This window comes from Novosphingobium sp. P6W, from assembly GCF_000876675.2.
GTDB lineage: Bacteria > Pseudomonadota > Alphaproteobacteria > Sphingomonadales > Sphingomonadaceae > Novosphingobium.
On record NZ_CP030352.1, the window covers coordinates 1,066,991 to 1,082,292 of the forward strand.

The window sequence follows — 15,302 nt, forward strand, 5'->3', positions numbered from 1 at the left end:
CCTCAACGGCTGCCAGCGATGATACGTTGCAGTTTACTGCGATAAATCGTTTTGATGCAGATTAATTTATGATTTTTGAGGCAACCGGACGGGGCGTTTCGGGTTGGGTGGGCAGTTCAATCCATAAGGAATGACCATGGCCAAGACCCCTTCGAAATCGCAGTCCAAGCCCAAAAAGCCCGCGCTCTCGACCGCAGCAGATGTGACCGATGTCGATGTGGGCGGCGAGTCCGCGCAGAAGGCTGCCCCGATTCCGGCAGACGCCGATATTTCGTTCGCTTATGGCGAGCCGCAAGGCAGCGGAGGCGAGACGCGGCAGGTGGCCCGCGACAATGTCGCCACCCTGACGACCCAGCAGGGTATCCCGGTGGCCGATGACCAGAACAGCCTCAAGCAGGGCTCGCGCGGTCCGAGTCTGCTGGAGGACTTTCATTTCCGCGAGAAGATGTTCCACTTCGACCACGAACGCATTCCGGAGCGCGTGGTCCATGCGCGCGGTTACGCGGCGCATGGCTTCTTCGAACTTACCGACAGCCTGTCCGACGTCAGCCGGGCGGATGTCTTCCAGCGGGTTGGCGAGCGCACGCCTGCCTTCGTCCGGTTCTCGACTGTGGCGGGCTCGAAGGGCTCGGTCGATCTTGCCCGCGACGTGCGCGGATTTGCAGTCAAGCTCTACACCCAGGAAGGCAACTGGGATCTGGTCGGCAATAACATCCCGGTATTCTTCATCCAGGACGCGATGAAGTTCCCCGACCTGATCCACGCCGCCAAGCCCGAGCCTGACCGCGCGTTCCCGCAGGCGCAGACGGCGCATGACAATTTCTGGGACTTCATAAGCCTGACGCCGGAAAGCTTCCACATGGTCATGTGGGCGATGTCGGACCGCGCCATCCCGCGCTCGTTCCGCACCATGGAGGGCTTTGGCGTCCATACCTTCCGTCTGCTCGATGCCGAGGGCAAATCCACCTTCGTCAAGTTCCACTGGAAGCCCAAGCAAGGGCTTCAATCAGTGGTCTGGAACGAGGCGGTGAAGATCAATGGCGCCGACCCCGACTTTCATCGCCGCGACTTGTGGGATGCCATCAATTCGGGCGATTTTCCCGAATGGGAACTGGGGGTCCAGCTGTTCGACGATGCGTTCGCTGACAGCTTCGACTTCGACGTGCTCGATGCGACCAAGCTGATCCCCGAGGAATTGGTGCCGATCCGGGTGGTCGGGCGCCTGGTGCTGGACCGGGTGGTCGACAATTTCTTCGCGGAGACCGAGCAGGTGGCCTTCTGCACGCAGAACGTTCCCCCGGGCATTGATTTCTCGAACGACCCGCTGCTTCAAGGGCGTAACTTCTCATATCTCGACACCCAGATCAAGCGCTTGGGCGGGCCCAACTTCACCCATATCCCGATTAACGCGCCCAAGTGCCCGATGCACCATTTCCAGCAGGACGGGCACATGGCGATGCACAATCCCAAGGGCCGTGCCAACTACGAGCCCAATAGCTGGGGCCCCACGCACGGTGGTCCGCGCGAAGATCCGGTGCGCGGGTTCACCAGCTTCGCGCAGGAAGCCGACGGTCCCAAGCAGCGCGTCCGGTCGGAGAGCTTCGCCGACCATTACAGCCAGGCGCGGCAGTTCTTCGTTTCGCAAACGCCGATCGAACAGAAACATATCGGCGACGCGCTTGTCTTCGAACTGTCGAAGGTGGAACGCCCCGACATCCGCTCACGCACGGTTTCGCACTTGCTGAATGTCGATGCCGGGCTTGCCGCAACGGTTGCCGATGGACTCGGCATGCCGCTGCCCGATGCCGCGATCGCAGCCCGCGAGCCGATCTCCGACCTGCCCCCTTCCGACAAGCTGAGCATCCTCAAGAACGGGCCGGACAGCTTCAAGGGCCGCAAGCTGGGCATCCTGCTGAGCGACGGCGCCGATGCCGGGCTGTTCAAGGCGTTGGTCAAGGCGGTCGAAAAGGAGCAGGCGGTTTACGAAGTCGTCGCACCCAAGATCGCCGGCGTGACGCTGTCCGACGGTACGACCGTTGCGGCGAAGCAGAAGATCGACGGCGGGCCCTCGGTCCTGTTCGATGCTGTGGCGATCGTGGTGTCCACGCAAGGCGCCGCCTTGCTCGCCACTGACGCAGCGGCGAAGGACTTCGTCACCGATGCCTTCGCCCATTGCAAGTTCATCGGCTTCAGCGCCGAGGCGGAAACCATCTTCGCCAAGGCGGGGATCGCGGACGATCTTGACGAGGCGTGCATGAAGCTGGGCGCAGCCAAGGATGCCGGTGCCTTTATCGCTGCCTGCCGGGCTCTGCGTCACTGGCCGCGCGAACTGGAGGTCGATCTGGATGCGCAGCCCACAGCCTGACACTGCCCTGTAGGGCAACGGATAACTTGGGGGGCGGCATCATGCCGCTCCCCATTCCGGCACGGGGCTAACGGCCACTGAGGATCGGAGTCCTCGCGCTCACGACAGTGACGAAGTCGGCCGTGCCAAGGGGAACGCTCACCGCGAAGATCGCGCCGCTGCGCGCAAAGCGATAGGGCTTAGCTTGCTGTTCCTGATGTCGATTGTATCGGCAATGCGCGGTCTCGTCGGCGCAATTCAAAGCGCTACTGGACTTCGGTTTCACTCCCCAATGCAAAATAGGCCCAACGAAATATCGCGAGGCTGAATGAACACTTCCAACCCAGACTATTTTCAAGCGCTGGATTTGCGCAATCATTCCATGAATGAACCTCGGAATGGGACGAACGCCGCGAATATTTAAGAACTATCGCCAGGGTTCGTTCGTTTCCTTTCAAAAGGAGACTATCTTATGACCCAGACCATCCCCATGATCCATGAAGACGCGCTGCCGGGCCATGAAAGTCGGCTGGAGCCCAAGCCCGAGTGGCAGCCGCGATATTCTGGCTCAGGACGGCTCGCGGGTAAGGTTGCCATCGTGACAGGTGCGGACAGCGGGATCGGCCGCGCGGTGGCGGCGCTCTACGCGCGCGAAGGCGCTGATATCGCCATAGTTTATCTGCTGGAAGATGACGATGCCCAGGAGACCATTCGCATAGTGGAAAGCGAAGGGCGGCGCGCGATCGCCATCAAAGCCGACGTGGGTTCGCGCGCGGCATGCGACGCAATTGTCGAACAGACGCTGACCGCCTTCGGCAAAGTAGACATCCTGGTTAACAACGCCGGCGAGCAGCACCCCGACAAGGACATCACCGACATCTCGGAAGAGCAGTTGAAGCGAACCTTTCAGACCAACATCTTCGCCATGTTCTATCTTGTGCAGGCGGCCCGTCCGCATCTTCAGGCAGGCGCCGCGATCATCAACTGCACCAGTGTGACCATGTACCAGGGGAGCAAGGAACTGCTCGACTACAGCGCCACCAAAGGCGCGATCACAGCATTCACCCGTTCGCTTTCGGAGAACCTGATCGAGCATGGCATTCGGGTAAACGCAGTGGCGCCGGGGCCGATCTGGACCCCGCTCAACCCCTGCGGCGGCGCGAGCGAAGAAAAGCTGGAGCATTTCGGTGAAAGCACTCCGATGGGCCGTCCGGGTCAGCCCAATGAAGTCGCGCCTTCGTTTCTGTTCCTGGCCTGCGATGATGCGAGCTACATGAGCGGACAGGTTCTGCATCCCAATGGCGGTATCATCGTCAACGGTTGAGGGGAGACGTCATGCCTCAAGGCGACAAGAGCAGCTATACCGACAAGCAGAAGCGCCAGGCGGCCCACATAGCGCAGGGCTATGAGGATCGCGGTGTCAGCCATGACGAGGCCGAAGGGCGGGCCTGGGCCACCGTCAACAAGGAATCGGGCGGCGGCAACAAGTCCGGTTCCGGCAGGGGGAAGAAGGACAGCCATATTTCTTCCACGCGCGGGGGTAAGGCGCACAAGTCCGGCTCGCCGGAGCAGCGTTCCGCCGCCGCACGCAAGGGCTGGGATACCCGGCGCAGGAAGCAGGCTGAAACCTGATCCGGGGCGTCAGGGCGGCGGCGAACCTGCAAGCGCCGCTGCCAGTCGGTCAATCTCGTCTTCCGGGATGCGACGGGCGATCACCGCCATCGCGTCCTGGGGCTTGTGCGCGTCGATGACTGTGTCTTCTCCCCGCCATTGGCGCAGGCGCGCGGCCAGATAGCTTGCTCGCTGCCCCGCGATCAGTGGTGCGGTCTTTCCGGGTGCGTGACAGCCGGTACAAGCAGGGAGCTGTGCCAGCGGGCGTCCGTTGATGGGCAGCGGGTGTTTGCCGGGTAAGGCGATATCCGCAAGGCCGGGAAGCGCCGAGAAGTATTCGGCCGCGTCCTGCATTTCCGATTTGGAAAGGCTTGCAGCGGCCACCTGCATCACCGCGCTCTCTCTTTGCCCGGCCGCATAGCGGCGCAGTGCAGCGACAAGCACCTCGGTCTTTTGTCCCGCAATGACCGGAATGTCTTTCTGACCGCGTCCCATTCCGTCGCTGCCATGGCACCCCATGCACTGCGCGGCTGCCGTTTTGCCAGTGAGAGCGGGGGGCGACGAGAGCGCGGCGTATTGCTGCGCGGACATTCCGGGAAGTCGCCGCAGAAAACCGACCATGCGGGCGACTTCGTCGGGGCGGTCGGCGGCTGGCCAAGCCGGCATGCCGGTGTACTTCACACCGTGGCGCACGATCCAGAACAGTTCGCGGTCGGTGTAGTGCGCAGCCGTTTTCGCAAGGTCGGGGGCATGGGGCGTGGCGGCCTGCATCGCAGGTGAGGGCAGTGCGCCCGGAGCGCCATGGCAGACCTGGCATGCCTGCCGGAAATGCCCGGCGGCGCTGACCAGCCCGGTATCGTCGCGGACTTTGCCGGGGGTCTGGAAGGTGCTGTAGGTTCGCACCGAGTTCTGCATCGTCCAGTGCAGGAACCAGTCGGTGATCTTCCAGTGCCCCGAAGACGCGGCGAGCGGGAAAAGGCCCGACCATGCGAAACCCATTCCCAGCGCCCCTAGCAAGGCAAGCGCAGCAAGGGCGCGTTTCCAGGTGATTTTCACGGTCATGTCGAGGGCCTTCGCGTATCGCGCAGAAGTCCGGCGAGAATGGCGAGGCCGCCCAGGAAATAGCTCGCCCCGCCGACGACGAGCATGACGACGCCGCCCAGTTGCTGGTCGCTCAGGGGGTCTAGCCCGAACGGCGGCATCGCATGGTGCATCGACGGATAGAGCGGCCGCGGTGCCAGTCCGATCAGCGCGCCCAGCAGCGTCATGTGCATCGACGTTAGCAGCAGCGCCCCGATACCGGCTGCGCGGTGAGAGGTGTGCATGACCGCGCTCCACAGCAGCACGCCTGCGACGAGGAAGTTGCCCAGTTCTGCCAGTGCGATCAGCGGCGAGGCGTCTGCCATGCGCCGCATAGCGGGAAGGTGCCAGCCCCATACGGTGACAAGTTCGAGCAGCATCATCCCCATCGGCGTCACTACGCGCGGCCAGTGGCGGGCGGGGTCGGCAGGCCCGGCGGTAAGGGCAAAGGCCAGCACCGGCGCGGCAACGGCAACGGCGATCATGTGCGCTGCCATGTGTCCGGTCATGCCCATTCCCGACAGCGCCCATCCCGCCGCGACCAGCGCGACACCGCAGGCAAGCGCCGCCCGTTTCACAGGCAGTCTCCCAGGAACACCACCGGCAACGCGGTGAACAGCACCGCCACGAAGCTCAGCCCGGCCAGCAGCAGCGTGGACTTGGCGAGGAAGCGCAGCCGGTCGATGTCGGTGCCCTTTTCGTGAGGGGGAGGGGTCTGGGCCATGCGTTCCTGATGCCAGGCGATCCATCCGGATAGCGCGATCGCGGCGAGTGCCAGCACCGTGCCGATGACGAACAGCCAGGGGAACGTGGCGAAACGGCCTGCCTTGGCGCAGGATATGGCGGCCCACAGATACGAGAACAGGAAATGCGCAGCCCATACGGTTGGCGGCACGATCAATGTCCATAGCGTGACCTTGAGGCGTTCGTGCCATTTTTCATGTCCATCCTTCATGCGAGCAGCGGGAACAGACCGAGGGTGAGGGCGGTGACCGCGGCGGTCAGCGCGAAGAAGTGCGTGTAGACGCTGACGTTGCGGATGTCGGCGTCGTGCCGGGGCGTCATCCGGCCGGCAAGGCTGCGGGCGAGGACGTAGCCCTGCATGATCGCGGCTACGCCGGCGTGTGCTGCGGTCCAGATCGCCAGCGTCCACACGATAGCCGGATAGCTGTGGAGCGTCGGATCCATGCCGGACAGCCACGGCCCGGCAAGCCCCGCTACTACCGCCGCAAGGCTCGCGACGATGCCGAGCGCGACCAGTAACCGCGCCAGACCTACGCGCTCCCCTGCGTTCATTTCACGCGCGGCAATGGTGCCCAGCCAACTGACCAATGCAAGGGCGAGTGCGGTCATCGGCCATAGTAGGCCGGGTCCGTCGGCCATGGCCTGCGGCGGGAAATCCTCGTGGCGGGTCCAGAAGAAGTAGTATCCGAAAACCAGGCCAGAAAATGCGGTGGCGTCGGCCATCATGGTGATGAACATGGCCCACCACCCCGGCGAGGCGCTGCCCGATATGTAAAGCGGTAGTTCGATCCCGTGTCCGATCGGCTTGCAGGGTTTTTCAGGGATCTCGGCGGTGCCGGTCCAGAGCCACCATACGGCCATGGCGATCGTGAGGACGCCGCATGCCAGCGCTGCCCAGTAGAAATGGTAAGTGGTCAGGATGAACACCCCGCCCAGCGCCAGCGCCGTTAGCATCGGCTTCCAACTGGGCTCGCCGAGGCGGATTACCGAGACCGGGCGTGCATCGAGGACGGAGGTGATGATCGTCTCGCGGCGGCCTTCCTCGGCGTCGGGCAGGAAGAAGCGGCCTTCGTCGACTTTGCGCACGAAATCCTCCTGATCCCAGATCGGATAGCGGCTTTCGATCAGCGGGATCGAGCGGATGCCCCAGCTTTCGTCCTGCGGGTGGGCCAGCCATTCCAGCGTACCGGCCTGCCACGGATTGCGCGCAGCCTTGGCGCGCCTCGGTGAGAGGCACAGGTCAATCACGATGATCGCAACGCCCAGCGCGATCACGTAGGAGCCGATGGTGGACGCCATGTTAAGACCGCCGATGCCCATCGCCTCGGGATAAGTGAACACCCGGCGCGGCATCCCTTCCAGGCCCGACAGATGCATCGGGAAGAAGCACAGGTTGGCGCCGACGAAGATCAGCCAGAACGCCGTGCGCCCGAGCTGGTCGGAGAGCTTCTTCCCGGTGATGAGCGGCCAGTAGTAATATAGCCCCGCGAACAGCGGCATCAGCGTGCCCCCGATCAGCACGTAGTGCAGGTGGGCGACGATGAAGTAGGTGTCGTGCGCCTGCCAGTCGAACGGGGCAACGGCAACCATCACGCCCGTCAGCCCCCCGATCACGAAGATGGCAAGGCTGCCGGTCGCATAGAGCAGCGGCGTCGACCACACGACGCGCCCCGCCCACAATGTGGCGATGAACACGAAGATCTGCACCGCCGTCGGGATCGCCACAGCTTCCGATGCGGCGGAGAAAAAGGCGAGGCTGATCTTCGGCAGTCCCGTGGCGAACATGTGGTGCACCCAGAGGCCGAACGACAGGAACGCCGTCCCAACCGCCGCCAGCACGATCCACGGATAGCCCAGCAGATGGCGGCGCGCGAAAGTGGGCACCAGCATGGCGAAAAGCGCGATCGAGGGCAGGAACACGATATAGACTTCCGGGTGACCGAAAATCCAGAACAGGTGTTGCCACAGCAGCGGATCGCCCCCGCGAGAGGCGTCGAAGAATGGCCAGTCGAGCAGCCGCTCCATCTCGAACAGCACGTCGCCCGCGATCAGCGGCGGGAATGCGAAGAGGATCATCACCGCCACGACGAGGATGTACCACGCATACATCGGCATCAGGTTGAGCCGCATCCCCGGCGGCCGGCACTTGAGGACGCCCACGATCAGTTCCACCGCCGCCGCCACCGAGGAAACCTCGATGAACGAGAGCCCGAGCATCCAGATGTCGGCACCAAGGCCGGAAAGATCGGTGCGGGTGGTGAGCGGCGGGTACATGAACCAGCCGCCATCGGGCGCGACATCGAAGAAGATCGAGCCGGAGACGAATACGCCGCCGATCAGGAAGGACCAATACCCGAAGGCGGAAAGGCGCGGGAACGGCAGGTCGCGCGCGCCCAGCAGCTGCGGTAGCAGGATGATCGAGACGGCCTCGAACATCGGCACGGCGAACAGGAACATCATAACCGAGCCGTGGAGCGTGAACAGCTGGTTGAACGTGCCGGGGTCGACAAGGTCGTTCTCGGGCACCGCCAGCTGCGTGCGCATTACCAGCGCCAGCACCCCGGCGAACAGCATGAACACGAAGGCCGTCAGCACGTACCACACGCCGACGGCGTTATTGTTGGTGTCCGTCCAGCGCAGGAACAGGCCCTTGGGCGGCTCCCAGACGGCGCGCAGGCGTTCTTCCTGTGCGGCCCGCAGTGCAGGATCGTCCTGGTCGTGCAGGCTCATTCAGCTTCCTTGGGTGCGAGGGATTTGAGCCAGCCGGCGACGAGAAGCGCGTCATGCTCGGACATTGCGGCATAGGCGGGCATCCGTGCGCCGGGCTTGAAGGCATGTGGATCGCGGATGAAGGCTGCGGTATTTGCGGTTGTGGGCTTGAGGATGCCTGCCCCCAGCGTCAGCCGTTCGCCGAAGCGGCTGAGGTCCGGGCCGATGCGCGCGTCATGCTCTGTGCCGGCCACCGTGTGGCAGGCTCCGCAGCCATTGCGGGAAAACAGCGCGGCGCCCCGATCTTGTGCGCCTTGGCCCTGCGCTCGGCGGACCGGCTGGCGCGCCGAAGCCAGCCAGGTGTCGAAGGCGGCGGGCTCCATGGCGATGACGTCGAAGGCCATCAGCGCATGGCTCAGCCCGCAGAATTCAGCACAGACCCCGCGATAGGTTCCGGGTTTTTCGGCCTTGACGACAAGGCGGTGGGTGCGGCCGGGGATCATGTCCATCTTGCCGGCAAGCCCTGGAATCCAGAAACTGTGGATCACGTCCGTCGCGGTGAGTTCGAAGACCACGGTTCGCCCCACCGGCAGCCGTACTTCATTGGCGGACGACAGCGGCGCGCCGCCCCCGTCTTCGTAGCGCACACGCCACCAGAACTGTTCGCCTTCGACGTGGATGCGCAGGTCTTTTGCCTCTGAGGGGATCGGACGCATAGCAGGCAGGGCGAAGACCAGCAGTAAGGTAAGAACCACGGTGGGGACGATCGCGCCCAGCCAAAGTACCAGCCGCATTCCTCCGGCATGGCCCAGCCGTCCCTCGGGCGCGCGCAGCGCCAGCACGAAAGTCAGTGCAACGCCAAGCGCGATAAACACCGCGCCGAACGTCAGTACGCTTGTCAGCGTCAGGGTCGACCGTGCCTCCAGCCCGAAAGGGGCAAGCGCCGATTGATGTGTGTTGCAGCCGCCGAGAAGAAGCACGCAGGCTGCGGCCGACTTTCGCAAATTCACGAGCCCTTTAAAACCGTGTGATGGCAACGCGCGAACCGGGCCCCGGTTCTGGCCGAAGTGTGCTAATGCCTGTTACAAATGGTTGCTGGCCGGCGTAGGTTCGGAATACCGGCAAGTCCTGATCGGCAAACCCTCAGCCGGGTTATCCTCGCGTCCGAATTATGAACGTGTCGGCACCGCGCTGATCTTGTTCTTCCAGCTCGAGACGACGTGCGCATCGCCTGTCATTATCGCCTTCTACCCGTCATGGGCGATATCGGCGGGATTGCTGTTGCGTCAGAGACGAGACCTTTCCCGGCACTACGGCACCGATCGGAGCAGAACTTCACATGCTCCCAGTCACGCTCCCATTTTTTGCGCCACGCGAAAGGGCGACCGCAGGCGGCGCAGATCTTGGTCGGGAGATGCGGCTTCTTGTGCATCGATCGCTACCTGCGCGGCTTCATGCGTTAGCCCAGCGCCGCTCCAGATGCGGAGATGGGACGAGGCTGGCGGGAAGGGGAAGGCTGGGCGGCGGATAGAACACCCCGTCTGCCAGATATCTGAGCGCATGCTTGATGCCGGCATGCGAAAATGGCTTGGCGATGACACCATGCGCGCCGGAAAAGTCCTCTGGAATCTTGGACACGTTGGCGGTCACAAAAACGATCAGCGCATCAGGCCAGCGCCTTTGGATCACCAGCGCGACATCCAGGCCGTTCGAACCGTTGGCGAGATGGATATCGACGAAGGCAAGTTGCGGATCGATATCGTCGGGCAAGTCCTCGACATCCTTCAGGCTGGCGGCTTCGGCCAGCACGCGGTGACCGCTGTCTTCGACTATGGCCTCGATATCCATGGCCAGGAGAATTTCGTCTTCGACTATCAGGACGTTCATCGCGTCGTTCATGCTTGCGTCTCGCTGCGGGGAAAGGTGATCGTTACGCAAGTGCCGGGAGCATTGTCGCTCCAGGTCGCTTCTGCCCGGGCCTGACGTGCAAGCCGGGTTATCAACGAAGTGCCTATGCTTCTGGAACGACGGGTTGAGGGAATGCCGGGGCCATCATCGCAGATGCGAATGAGCCCGCGATCGGCATTTTCCTCGACATGAACGAAAAGGTGCCCCGCTCGTCCATCCGCAAAGGCGTGTTTTATCGCGTTGGTCAGAATTTCATTGAGGATAAGGCCAAGGGCTGAGGCATGGGGCGCATCTACAAACAAAGGCTGCGCGGTGATATGCAAAGCGATGTTGCTCCGGCCGCTGGCTCCAACGACGTCGGTTGCGAGATTGTGTGCAAATGTTCCAAGATCGAAACGCGAAAGGTCGGTGGACTGGTAGAGCTGGCGGTGGACGACTGCGAGCGCGTCGACCCGTTCCAGCATGGAATCCAGTGTTGCGGCAATTTGCGGGTCTTCGATCGTGCGCGCTTGCAGGCGCAGCAGCGAACCGATCATCGTAAGGTTGTTTTTAACCCGGTGATCAACCTCGTGAAGCAGGAGGGTCTTAGCATCGAGGGCAGCCTGCAAGTCGGCGGTGCGACGCTTGACCTCCTGCTCGACCAGCCCTTTTTGTTCACTGATGATCTTTTGTGCGTGGACCCGGTCCGAAACATCAAGTTGCGATGCGAAAAAGAACCGGACCTTTCCGTCTTGATCGCGAACCGGTGAAATGTAGAGGGCGTTCCAGAAGGTAGATCCGTCTTTACGATAGTTGAGCAGGTCAGCGTCAACGGCATGGCCATTTTCGATCGCGGCCCGCACTTTTGCCACTGCCGCCGGGTTTGTATCCGGGCCTTGCAGAAACCGGCAATTGCGGCCGATGATTTCTTCGCGGGAATATCCGGTCAGGTCCTGAAATGCGACGTTGCAAAACACGATGGGATTATCGGGCTGCGCGGGGTCGGTGATGGCCATCGGCATGCGCGTTGCCCGCACCGCAGCTGCAAAGGGGTCACCGCGTCCATGCTCGTAATCAAGGACTTCCGTCAGGTGCCAGTCGTCACTCTGTTTCAACTCTGCCTCCAGCGATGGCCGGATGGCATCACGCAGCTTTTTCAAACCGCCTGTGTCCGCGTTGGTTCCCTCGGCTGATTACGCTAATTCCCGGATAGGCACAGTTCACCCCCTTTGCCGCTATGGGCAATAGATTACCTGTTTTTCAGCATCTCGATCGCGATTGACCCAGCCTCCAGCACATGTTCGCGGCAGGCTTCGGCGGCGGCGTCCGCATTCTTGTTGGCGATGGCATCGACGATGCGGGACAGCCGCTTCAGCCCTGCCGCCTGGCGCCCGACGACCGAAAGCGTCATGGCGCGCATCTGGCTGATCCGGCTATTCAGGCGCTGCACGATTTCCCATGCGATATCGTGTTCTCCGGTAATGAAGATGATCTCGTAGAACCGGGTGGAGGCGCGCAGCGCGTCAACCGGACTCCCGGCTGCGTGCGCGGCGCCGATGGCGGCCAGCGCCTCGCGCAGGTCTGCAACCGTCGTCGCCGTAGCCACTTTGGCGCAGGCCGCCACTGCGGAGGACTCAAGCTGCACGCGGATTTCATAGATCTGGCGCGCCTGCGCAGAGCTGATGGTGCTGAGGCGCGGACCGGCGGCGGAGTTTTCCACCAGCCCTTCCGATTCCAGATTGCGGATGACTTCGCGGATGACCGACCGGCTGACGCCGAGCCGATCGCCCAAAGTGCGCTCCACCAGCCGTTCGCCGGGCGCGATCTGGCCCTCCATGATCGCATCGCGCACTCGATCCAGCGCGATCTGCCTCAAGGTCTGCGGCCGCGCTTCGATCTTTTCCAAAGTATCCTCCACTTCGCGCAAAAATGCGTCTGGAAATCTTCATGACAACAAGCATTGCATGTGTCCAGTCTTCTGGTATACCACCATACAACATTCCAAGGAGACCAGGTCATGTCCCTGCAGATTCGCAAGCTCGTCACGTATATCGAGGAAGTCCGCATTGAAGGTGGCAAGGCTGCTGATCGCCCTGTGACGTCTGTCTGCGTGGCGGCCGTGGTGAAGAACCCTTGGGCGGGCCGTGGTTTTGTGGAAGACCTGCAACCGGAAATTCGCGCTTTTGCATCGGACCTGGGCGCGCTCATGGTTGAAAAGCTGACCGGTGCCATCGGCGGTGCGGACAAGATCGAAGCCTACGGCAAGGCTGCCGTCGTCGGCGGCGGCGGTGAGATCGAGCATGCCTCGGCGCTGATCCACACGCTGCGCTTCGGCAACCACTACCGCGAAGCGGTGAACGCGAAGTCCTACCTCAGCTTCACTAACAAGCGCGGCGGGCAGAACACCTCGATCCAGGTGCCGATGATGCACAAGGATGATGAAGGCCAGCGTTCGCACTATATCACGCAGGAATTCGCCATCTCCGACGCGCCGCTGGACGACGAGATCGTGATCGTGCTGGGCGCTGCAGACGGTGGCCGCGTGCACCCGCGCATTGGTAACCGCTACCTTGACCTCGAATCCATCGCGGCCGAAAAGGCAGCGCAGGGCTGATCGTGAGCGCGGACGCTTTCCTGACCGCGTTTGAGGATACGGGCGGTGACAAGCCGCCCGTGATCCTGATCCACGGCGTCGGGCTTTCGCAGGCGATGTGGAACGCGCAGAAGGTCGCGCTGCAGGACCGTTATCGCGTCGTTACGCTGGACATGCTTGGCCATGGCGATAGCCCCGCTCCCGCCGCCGATGCCGGTCTTGACGATTATGCCGATCAGGTGGCCGGGCTGATGGCCCATCTGGGCATCGGCAAAGCGATCCTCGTTGGCTTTTCGATGGGGGCGCTGGTGGCGCGGGCCTTTGCCCTGCGTTACCCGGATCGCCTTTCGGGCCTGATCCTGATGAACGGCGTGTTCGACCGGTCCGACGCCGTTCGCGCCACGATCCTTGGCCGGGTGGATGAAGTGCGCTTGGCTGGGCCCGCCGCCAATTCGGACGCTGCGATCGAACGCTGGTTCAGCCCGGAATTCCGCGCCGCCCAGCCCGGCTACATCGCCGACTTGCGCGCTCACATGGCGGGCAACGATCATCACGGCTACCTGACATCCTACGGCCTGTTCGCCAGTCAGGACAATTTCGGCGCCCAGCGGCTTGGCGAAATTGCGGTGCCGACCCTGGTTGCCACAGGAGAGTTCGATATCGGCTCCACGCCTGCCATGACGCACGCTCTGGCTGCCCGCATTCCGGGGGCCAAGGCTGAAATGATTGCCGACGCTCGCCATATGATGCCGGTGGAAATGCCGGAAGAAACCAATGCTCTGCTGCTGGGCTATCTCGATACGATAGCCCATGCGCCGATTGCTGCCGGAGAGGCTTCATGACGATACGGAAATTCCAGATGCTGGTGGACGGCGCGTGGATCGACGCCGCTTCCGGACGCACGTATGAATCGCGCTATCCCGCCACCGGCGAAGTCTGGTCGGTCCTGCCCGACGCCGACGAGGCCGACGCCGACCGCGCCGTGCGCGCCGCCGACGCCGCGTTCCGCAGCGCGGCCTGGCGTGGGCTTACCGCCACCGCGCGCGGCAAGCTGCTGCGCGGCCTGGGCGATCTGGTCGCCGAAAACGCGGGCGAACTGGCCGAACTGGAAACGCAGGACAACGGCAAGCTGATCCGCGAAACGCGCGGCCAGCTGGCATACCTGCCGGAATTCTTCCATTACTGCGGCGGCCTGGCGGACAAGCTGGAAGGCAGCACCCTGCCGATCGACAAGGCCGACATGATGGCCTTCACGATCCACGAGCCGCTGGGCGTCGTGGCCGCGATCATCCCTTGGAACAGCCCGCTCTATCTGACCGCGATCAAGCTGGCACCAGCCCTGGCCGCAGGCAACACGCTGGTCATCAAACCTTCGGAACATGCCTCTGCCAGCATCCTGCGCTTTGCCGCTCTGGTCGAGGAAGCGGGTTTTCCGGCGGGCGTGGTCAATGTCGTTACCGGCCTTGGGCCAAGTGCGGGCGCGGCCCTTACCAGACACCCGCTGGTGCGCCGCATCGCCTTCACCGGCGGCCCCGCCACCGCGCGCCACGTCATCCGTGCCAGCGCGGAAAACTTCGCCAAGCTCTCTCTGGAGCTGGGCGGCAAGTCGGCGAACATCGTGTTCGACGACGCCGACCTTGAAAGCGCGGTCAACGGCGCGGTAGCGGGCATCTACGCTGCATCGGGCCAGAGCTGCGTGGCGGGATCGCGCCTGCTGGTGCAGGACGGCATCTACGACCGCTTCGTGGCCGCGCTGACCGAACGCATGGCCCGCATCCGCATCGGCGATCCGCTCGATCCTGAATCCGACATGGGGCCGATGGCGACCGAGCATCAGCTGGGCGTGGTGGAAACCATGGTCGATCGTGCGCGTGAGGAAGGCGCCGAAGTGCTCGCCGGTGGCAAGCGCCATGCAGGCCGTCATGCCGGAAGCGGGGGCTGGTACTACGAGCCGACCCTGCTTGCCTGCGAATCCGATCAGATGGACGTGGTGCAGAACGAAGTCTTCGGCCCGGTCGCCGCGCTCATGCGCTTCAGGACCGACGCCGAGGCGCTGGCCCTTGCCAACGGCACGCAATATGCGCTGGCCTCCGGCGTGTGGACCCGCGACATCGGCCGTGCGCACCGTTTCGTGCGCGATGTTCACGCCGGGATCGTCTGGGTGAACACCTATCGCGCGGTATCGGCCATGGCTCCGATCGGTGGTTATGGCGCCAGCGGCTATGGCCGCGAGGGCGGCATCCACTCCGTGCTCGATTATACCGAACTCAAGACCGTGTGGATCAACCTGTCGGAACAGCCGATGGGCGACCCCTTCGTGATGCGGTGATTTGC

Annotated in this window: 15 protein-coding genes; 6 read left to right on the forward strand and 9 right to left on the reverse strand. The window is 63.1% G+C overall.

Annotation, left to right across the window (positions count from 1 at the left end):
* The first annotated feature begins 136 nt into the window (after nucleotides 1-136).
* The 3 genes from TQ38_RS05170 (at nucleotide 137) to TQ38_RS05180 (ending at nucleotide 3,976) form a co-directional block, all read left to right on the forward strand.
* Nucleotides 137-2,365: a catalase gene (locus tag TQ38_RS05170; protein ID WP_205316075.1), complete on the forward strand. Its 2,229-nt coding sequence runs from the start codon at nucleotides 137-139 to the stop codon at nucleotides 2,363-2,365.
* A 451-nt stretch (nucleotides 2,366-2,816) separates the two neighbouring features.
* Nucleotides 2,817-3,668, forward strand: a complete 852-nt coding sequence (locus TQ38_RS05175) for a glucose 1-dehydrogenase (RefSeq protein ID WP_043976759.1) — start codon at nucleotides 2,817-2,819, stop codon at nucleotides 3,666-3,668.
* 11 nt (nucleotides 3,669-3,679) lie between these two features.
* The gene (locus TQ38_RS05180) at nucleotides 3,680-3,976 is read left to right on the forward strand and encodes a hypothetical protein (RefSeq protein WP_043976760.1); all 297 of its coding nucleotides are present in this window, start codon (nucleotides 3,680-3,682) and stop codon (nucleotides 3,974-3,976) included.
* Between the two features lie 9 nt (nucleotides 3,977-3,985).
* Here the strand turns inward: TQ38_RS05180 and TQ38_RS05185 are convergent, their stop codons facing one another.
* From TQ38_RS05185 to TQ38_RS05225, 9 genes are all read right to left on the reverse strand, one after another.
* Nucleotides 3,986-5,017 (reverse strand): c-type cytochrome, encoded by a 1,032-nt coding sequence (locus TQ38_RS05185; RefSeq protein ID WP_043976761.1) that lies wholly within the window; start codon nucleotides 5,015-5,017, stop codon nucleotides 3,986-3,988.
* The gene (locus TQ38_RS05190; RefSeq protein WP_043976762.1) at nucleotides 5,014-5,613 is read right to left on the reverse strand and encodes a cytochrome c oxidase assembly protein; all 600 of its coding nucleotides are present in this window, start codon (nucleotides 5,611-5,613) and stop codon (nucleotides 5,014-5,016) included. Before TQ38_RS05190 ends, TQ38_RS05185 begins: the two co-directional genes overlap by 4 nt.
* Nucleotides 5,610-5,990 carry a membrane protein gene (locus TQ38_RS05195; RefSeq protein ID WP_043976763.1) on the reverse strand — a complete coding sequence of 127 codons (381 nt, stop codon included), beginning with the start codon at nucleotides 5,988-5,990 and terminating at the stop codon, nucleotides 5,610-5,612. Before TQ38_RS05195 ends, TQ38_RS05190 begins: the two co-directional genes overlap by 4 nt.
* Nucleotides 5,987-8,509 (reverse strand): cytochrome c oxidase subunit I, encoded by a 2,523-nt coding sequence (gene ctaD, locus TQ38_RS05200; protein ID WP_043976765.1) that lies wholly within the window; start codon nucleotides 8,507-8,509, stop codon nucleotides 5,987-5,989. The genes TQ38_RS05195 and ctaD overlap by 4 nt, the downstream gene beginning before the upstream one ends.
* A complete protein-coding gene (coxB, locus tag TQ38_RS05205; protein WP_043976767.1) occupies nucleotides 8,506-9,492 on the reverse strand; it encodes a cytochrome c oxidase subunit II in 987 nt (328 codons plus the stop codon). Before coxB ends, ctaD begins: the two co-directional genes overlap by 4 nt.
* Before the next feature lie 233 nt (nucleotides 9,493-9,725).
* Nucleotides 9,726-9,920, reverse strand: coding sequence for a DUF2256 domain-containing protein (locus TQ38_RS30835; protein ID WP_082057781.1), 195 nt, complete (start codon nucleotides 9,918-9,920; stop codon nucleotides 9,726-9,728).
* A 20-nt stretch (nucleotides 9,921-9,940) separates the two neighbouring features.
* Entirely contained in the window at nucleotides 9,941-10,387 is a 447-nt protein-coding gene (locus TQ38_RS05215) for a response regulator (RefSeq protein WP_043976768.1), read from the reverse strand.
* Entirely contained in the window at nucleotides 10,384-11,535 is a 1,152-nt protein-coding gene (locus tag TQ38_RS31380; protein ID WP_304481808.1) for a histidine kinase dimerization/phosphoacceptor domain -containing protein, read from the reverse strand. Before TQ38_RS31380 ends, TQ38_RS05215 begins: the two co-directional genes overlap by 4 nt.
* Before the next feature lie 89 nt (nucleotides 11,536-11,624).
* On the reverse strand, nucleotides 11,625-12,281 hold the full coding sequence (locus TQ38_RS05225) for a GntR family transcriptional regulator (protein ID WP_240197964.1): 657 nt from the start codon (nucleotides 12,279-12,281) through the stop codon (nucleotides 11,625-11,627).
* A 111-nt stretch (nucleotides 12,282-12,392) separates the two neighbouring features.
* Between TQ38_RS05225 and TQ38_RS05230 the strand changes: the two genes are divergently transcribed.
* The 3 genes from TQ38_RS05230 to TQ38_RS05240 are packed head-to-tail and all read left to right on the forward strand — an operon-like array spanning nucleotide 12,393 to nucleotide 15,297.
* Nucleotides 12,393-12,989: an amino acid synthesis family protein gene (locus tag TQ38_RS05230; RefSeq protein ID WP_043976770.1), complete on the forward strand. Its 597-nt coding sequence runs from the start codon at nucleotides 12,393-12,395 to the stop codon at nucleotides 12,987-12,989.
* A gap of 2 nt (nucleotides 12,990-12,991) precedes the next feature.
* Complete coding sequence (locus tag TQ38_RS05235; protein WP_240197965.1) at nucleotides 12,992-13,810, forward strand: alpha/beta fold hydrolase; 819 nt, start codon at nucleotides 12,992-12,994, stop codon at nucleotides 13,808-13,810.
* Complete coding sequence (locus TQ38_RS05240) at nucleotides 13,807-15,297, forward strand: aldehyde dehydrogenase (RefSeq protein ID WP_043976772.1); 1,491 nt, start codon at nucleotides 13,807-13,809, stop codon at nucleotides 15,295-15,297. The genes TQ38_RS05235 and TQ38_RS05240 overlap by 4 nt, the downstream gene beginning before the upstream one ends.
* Nucleotides 15,298-15,302 lie beyond the last annotated feature (5 nt).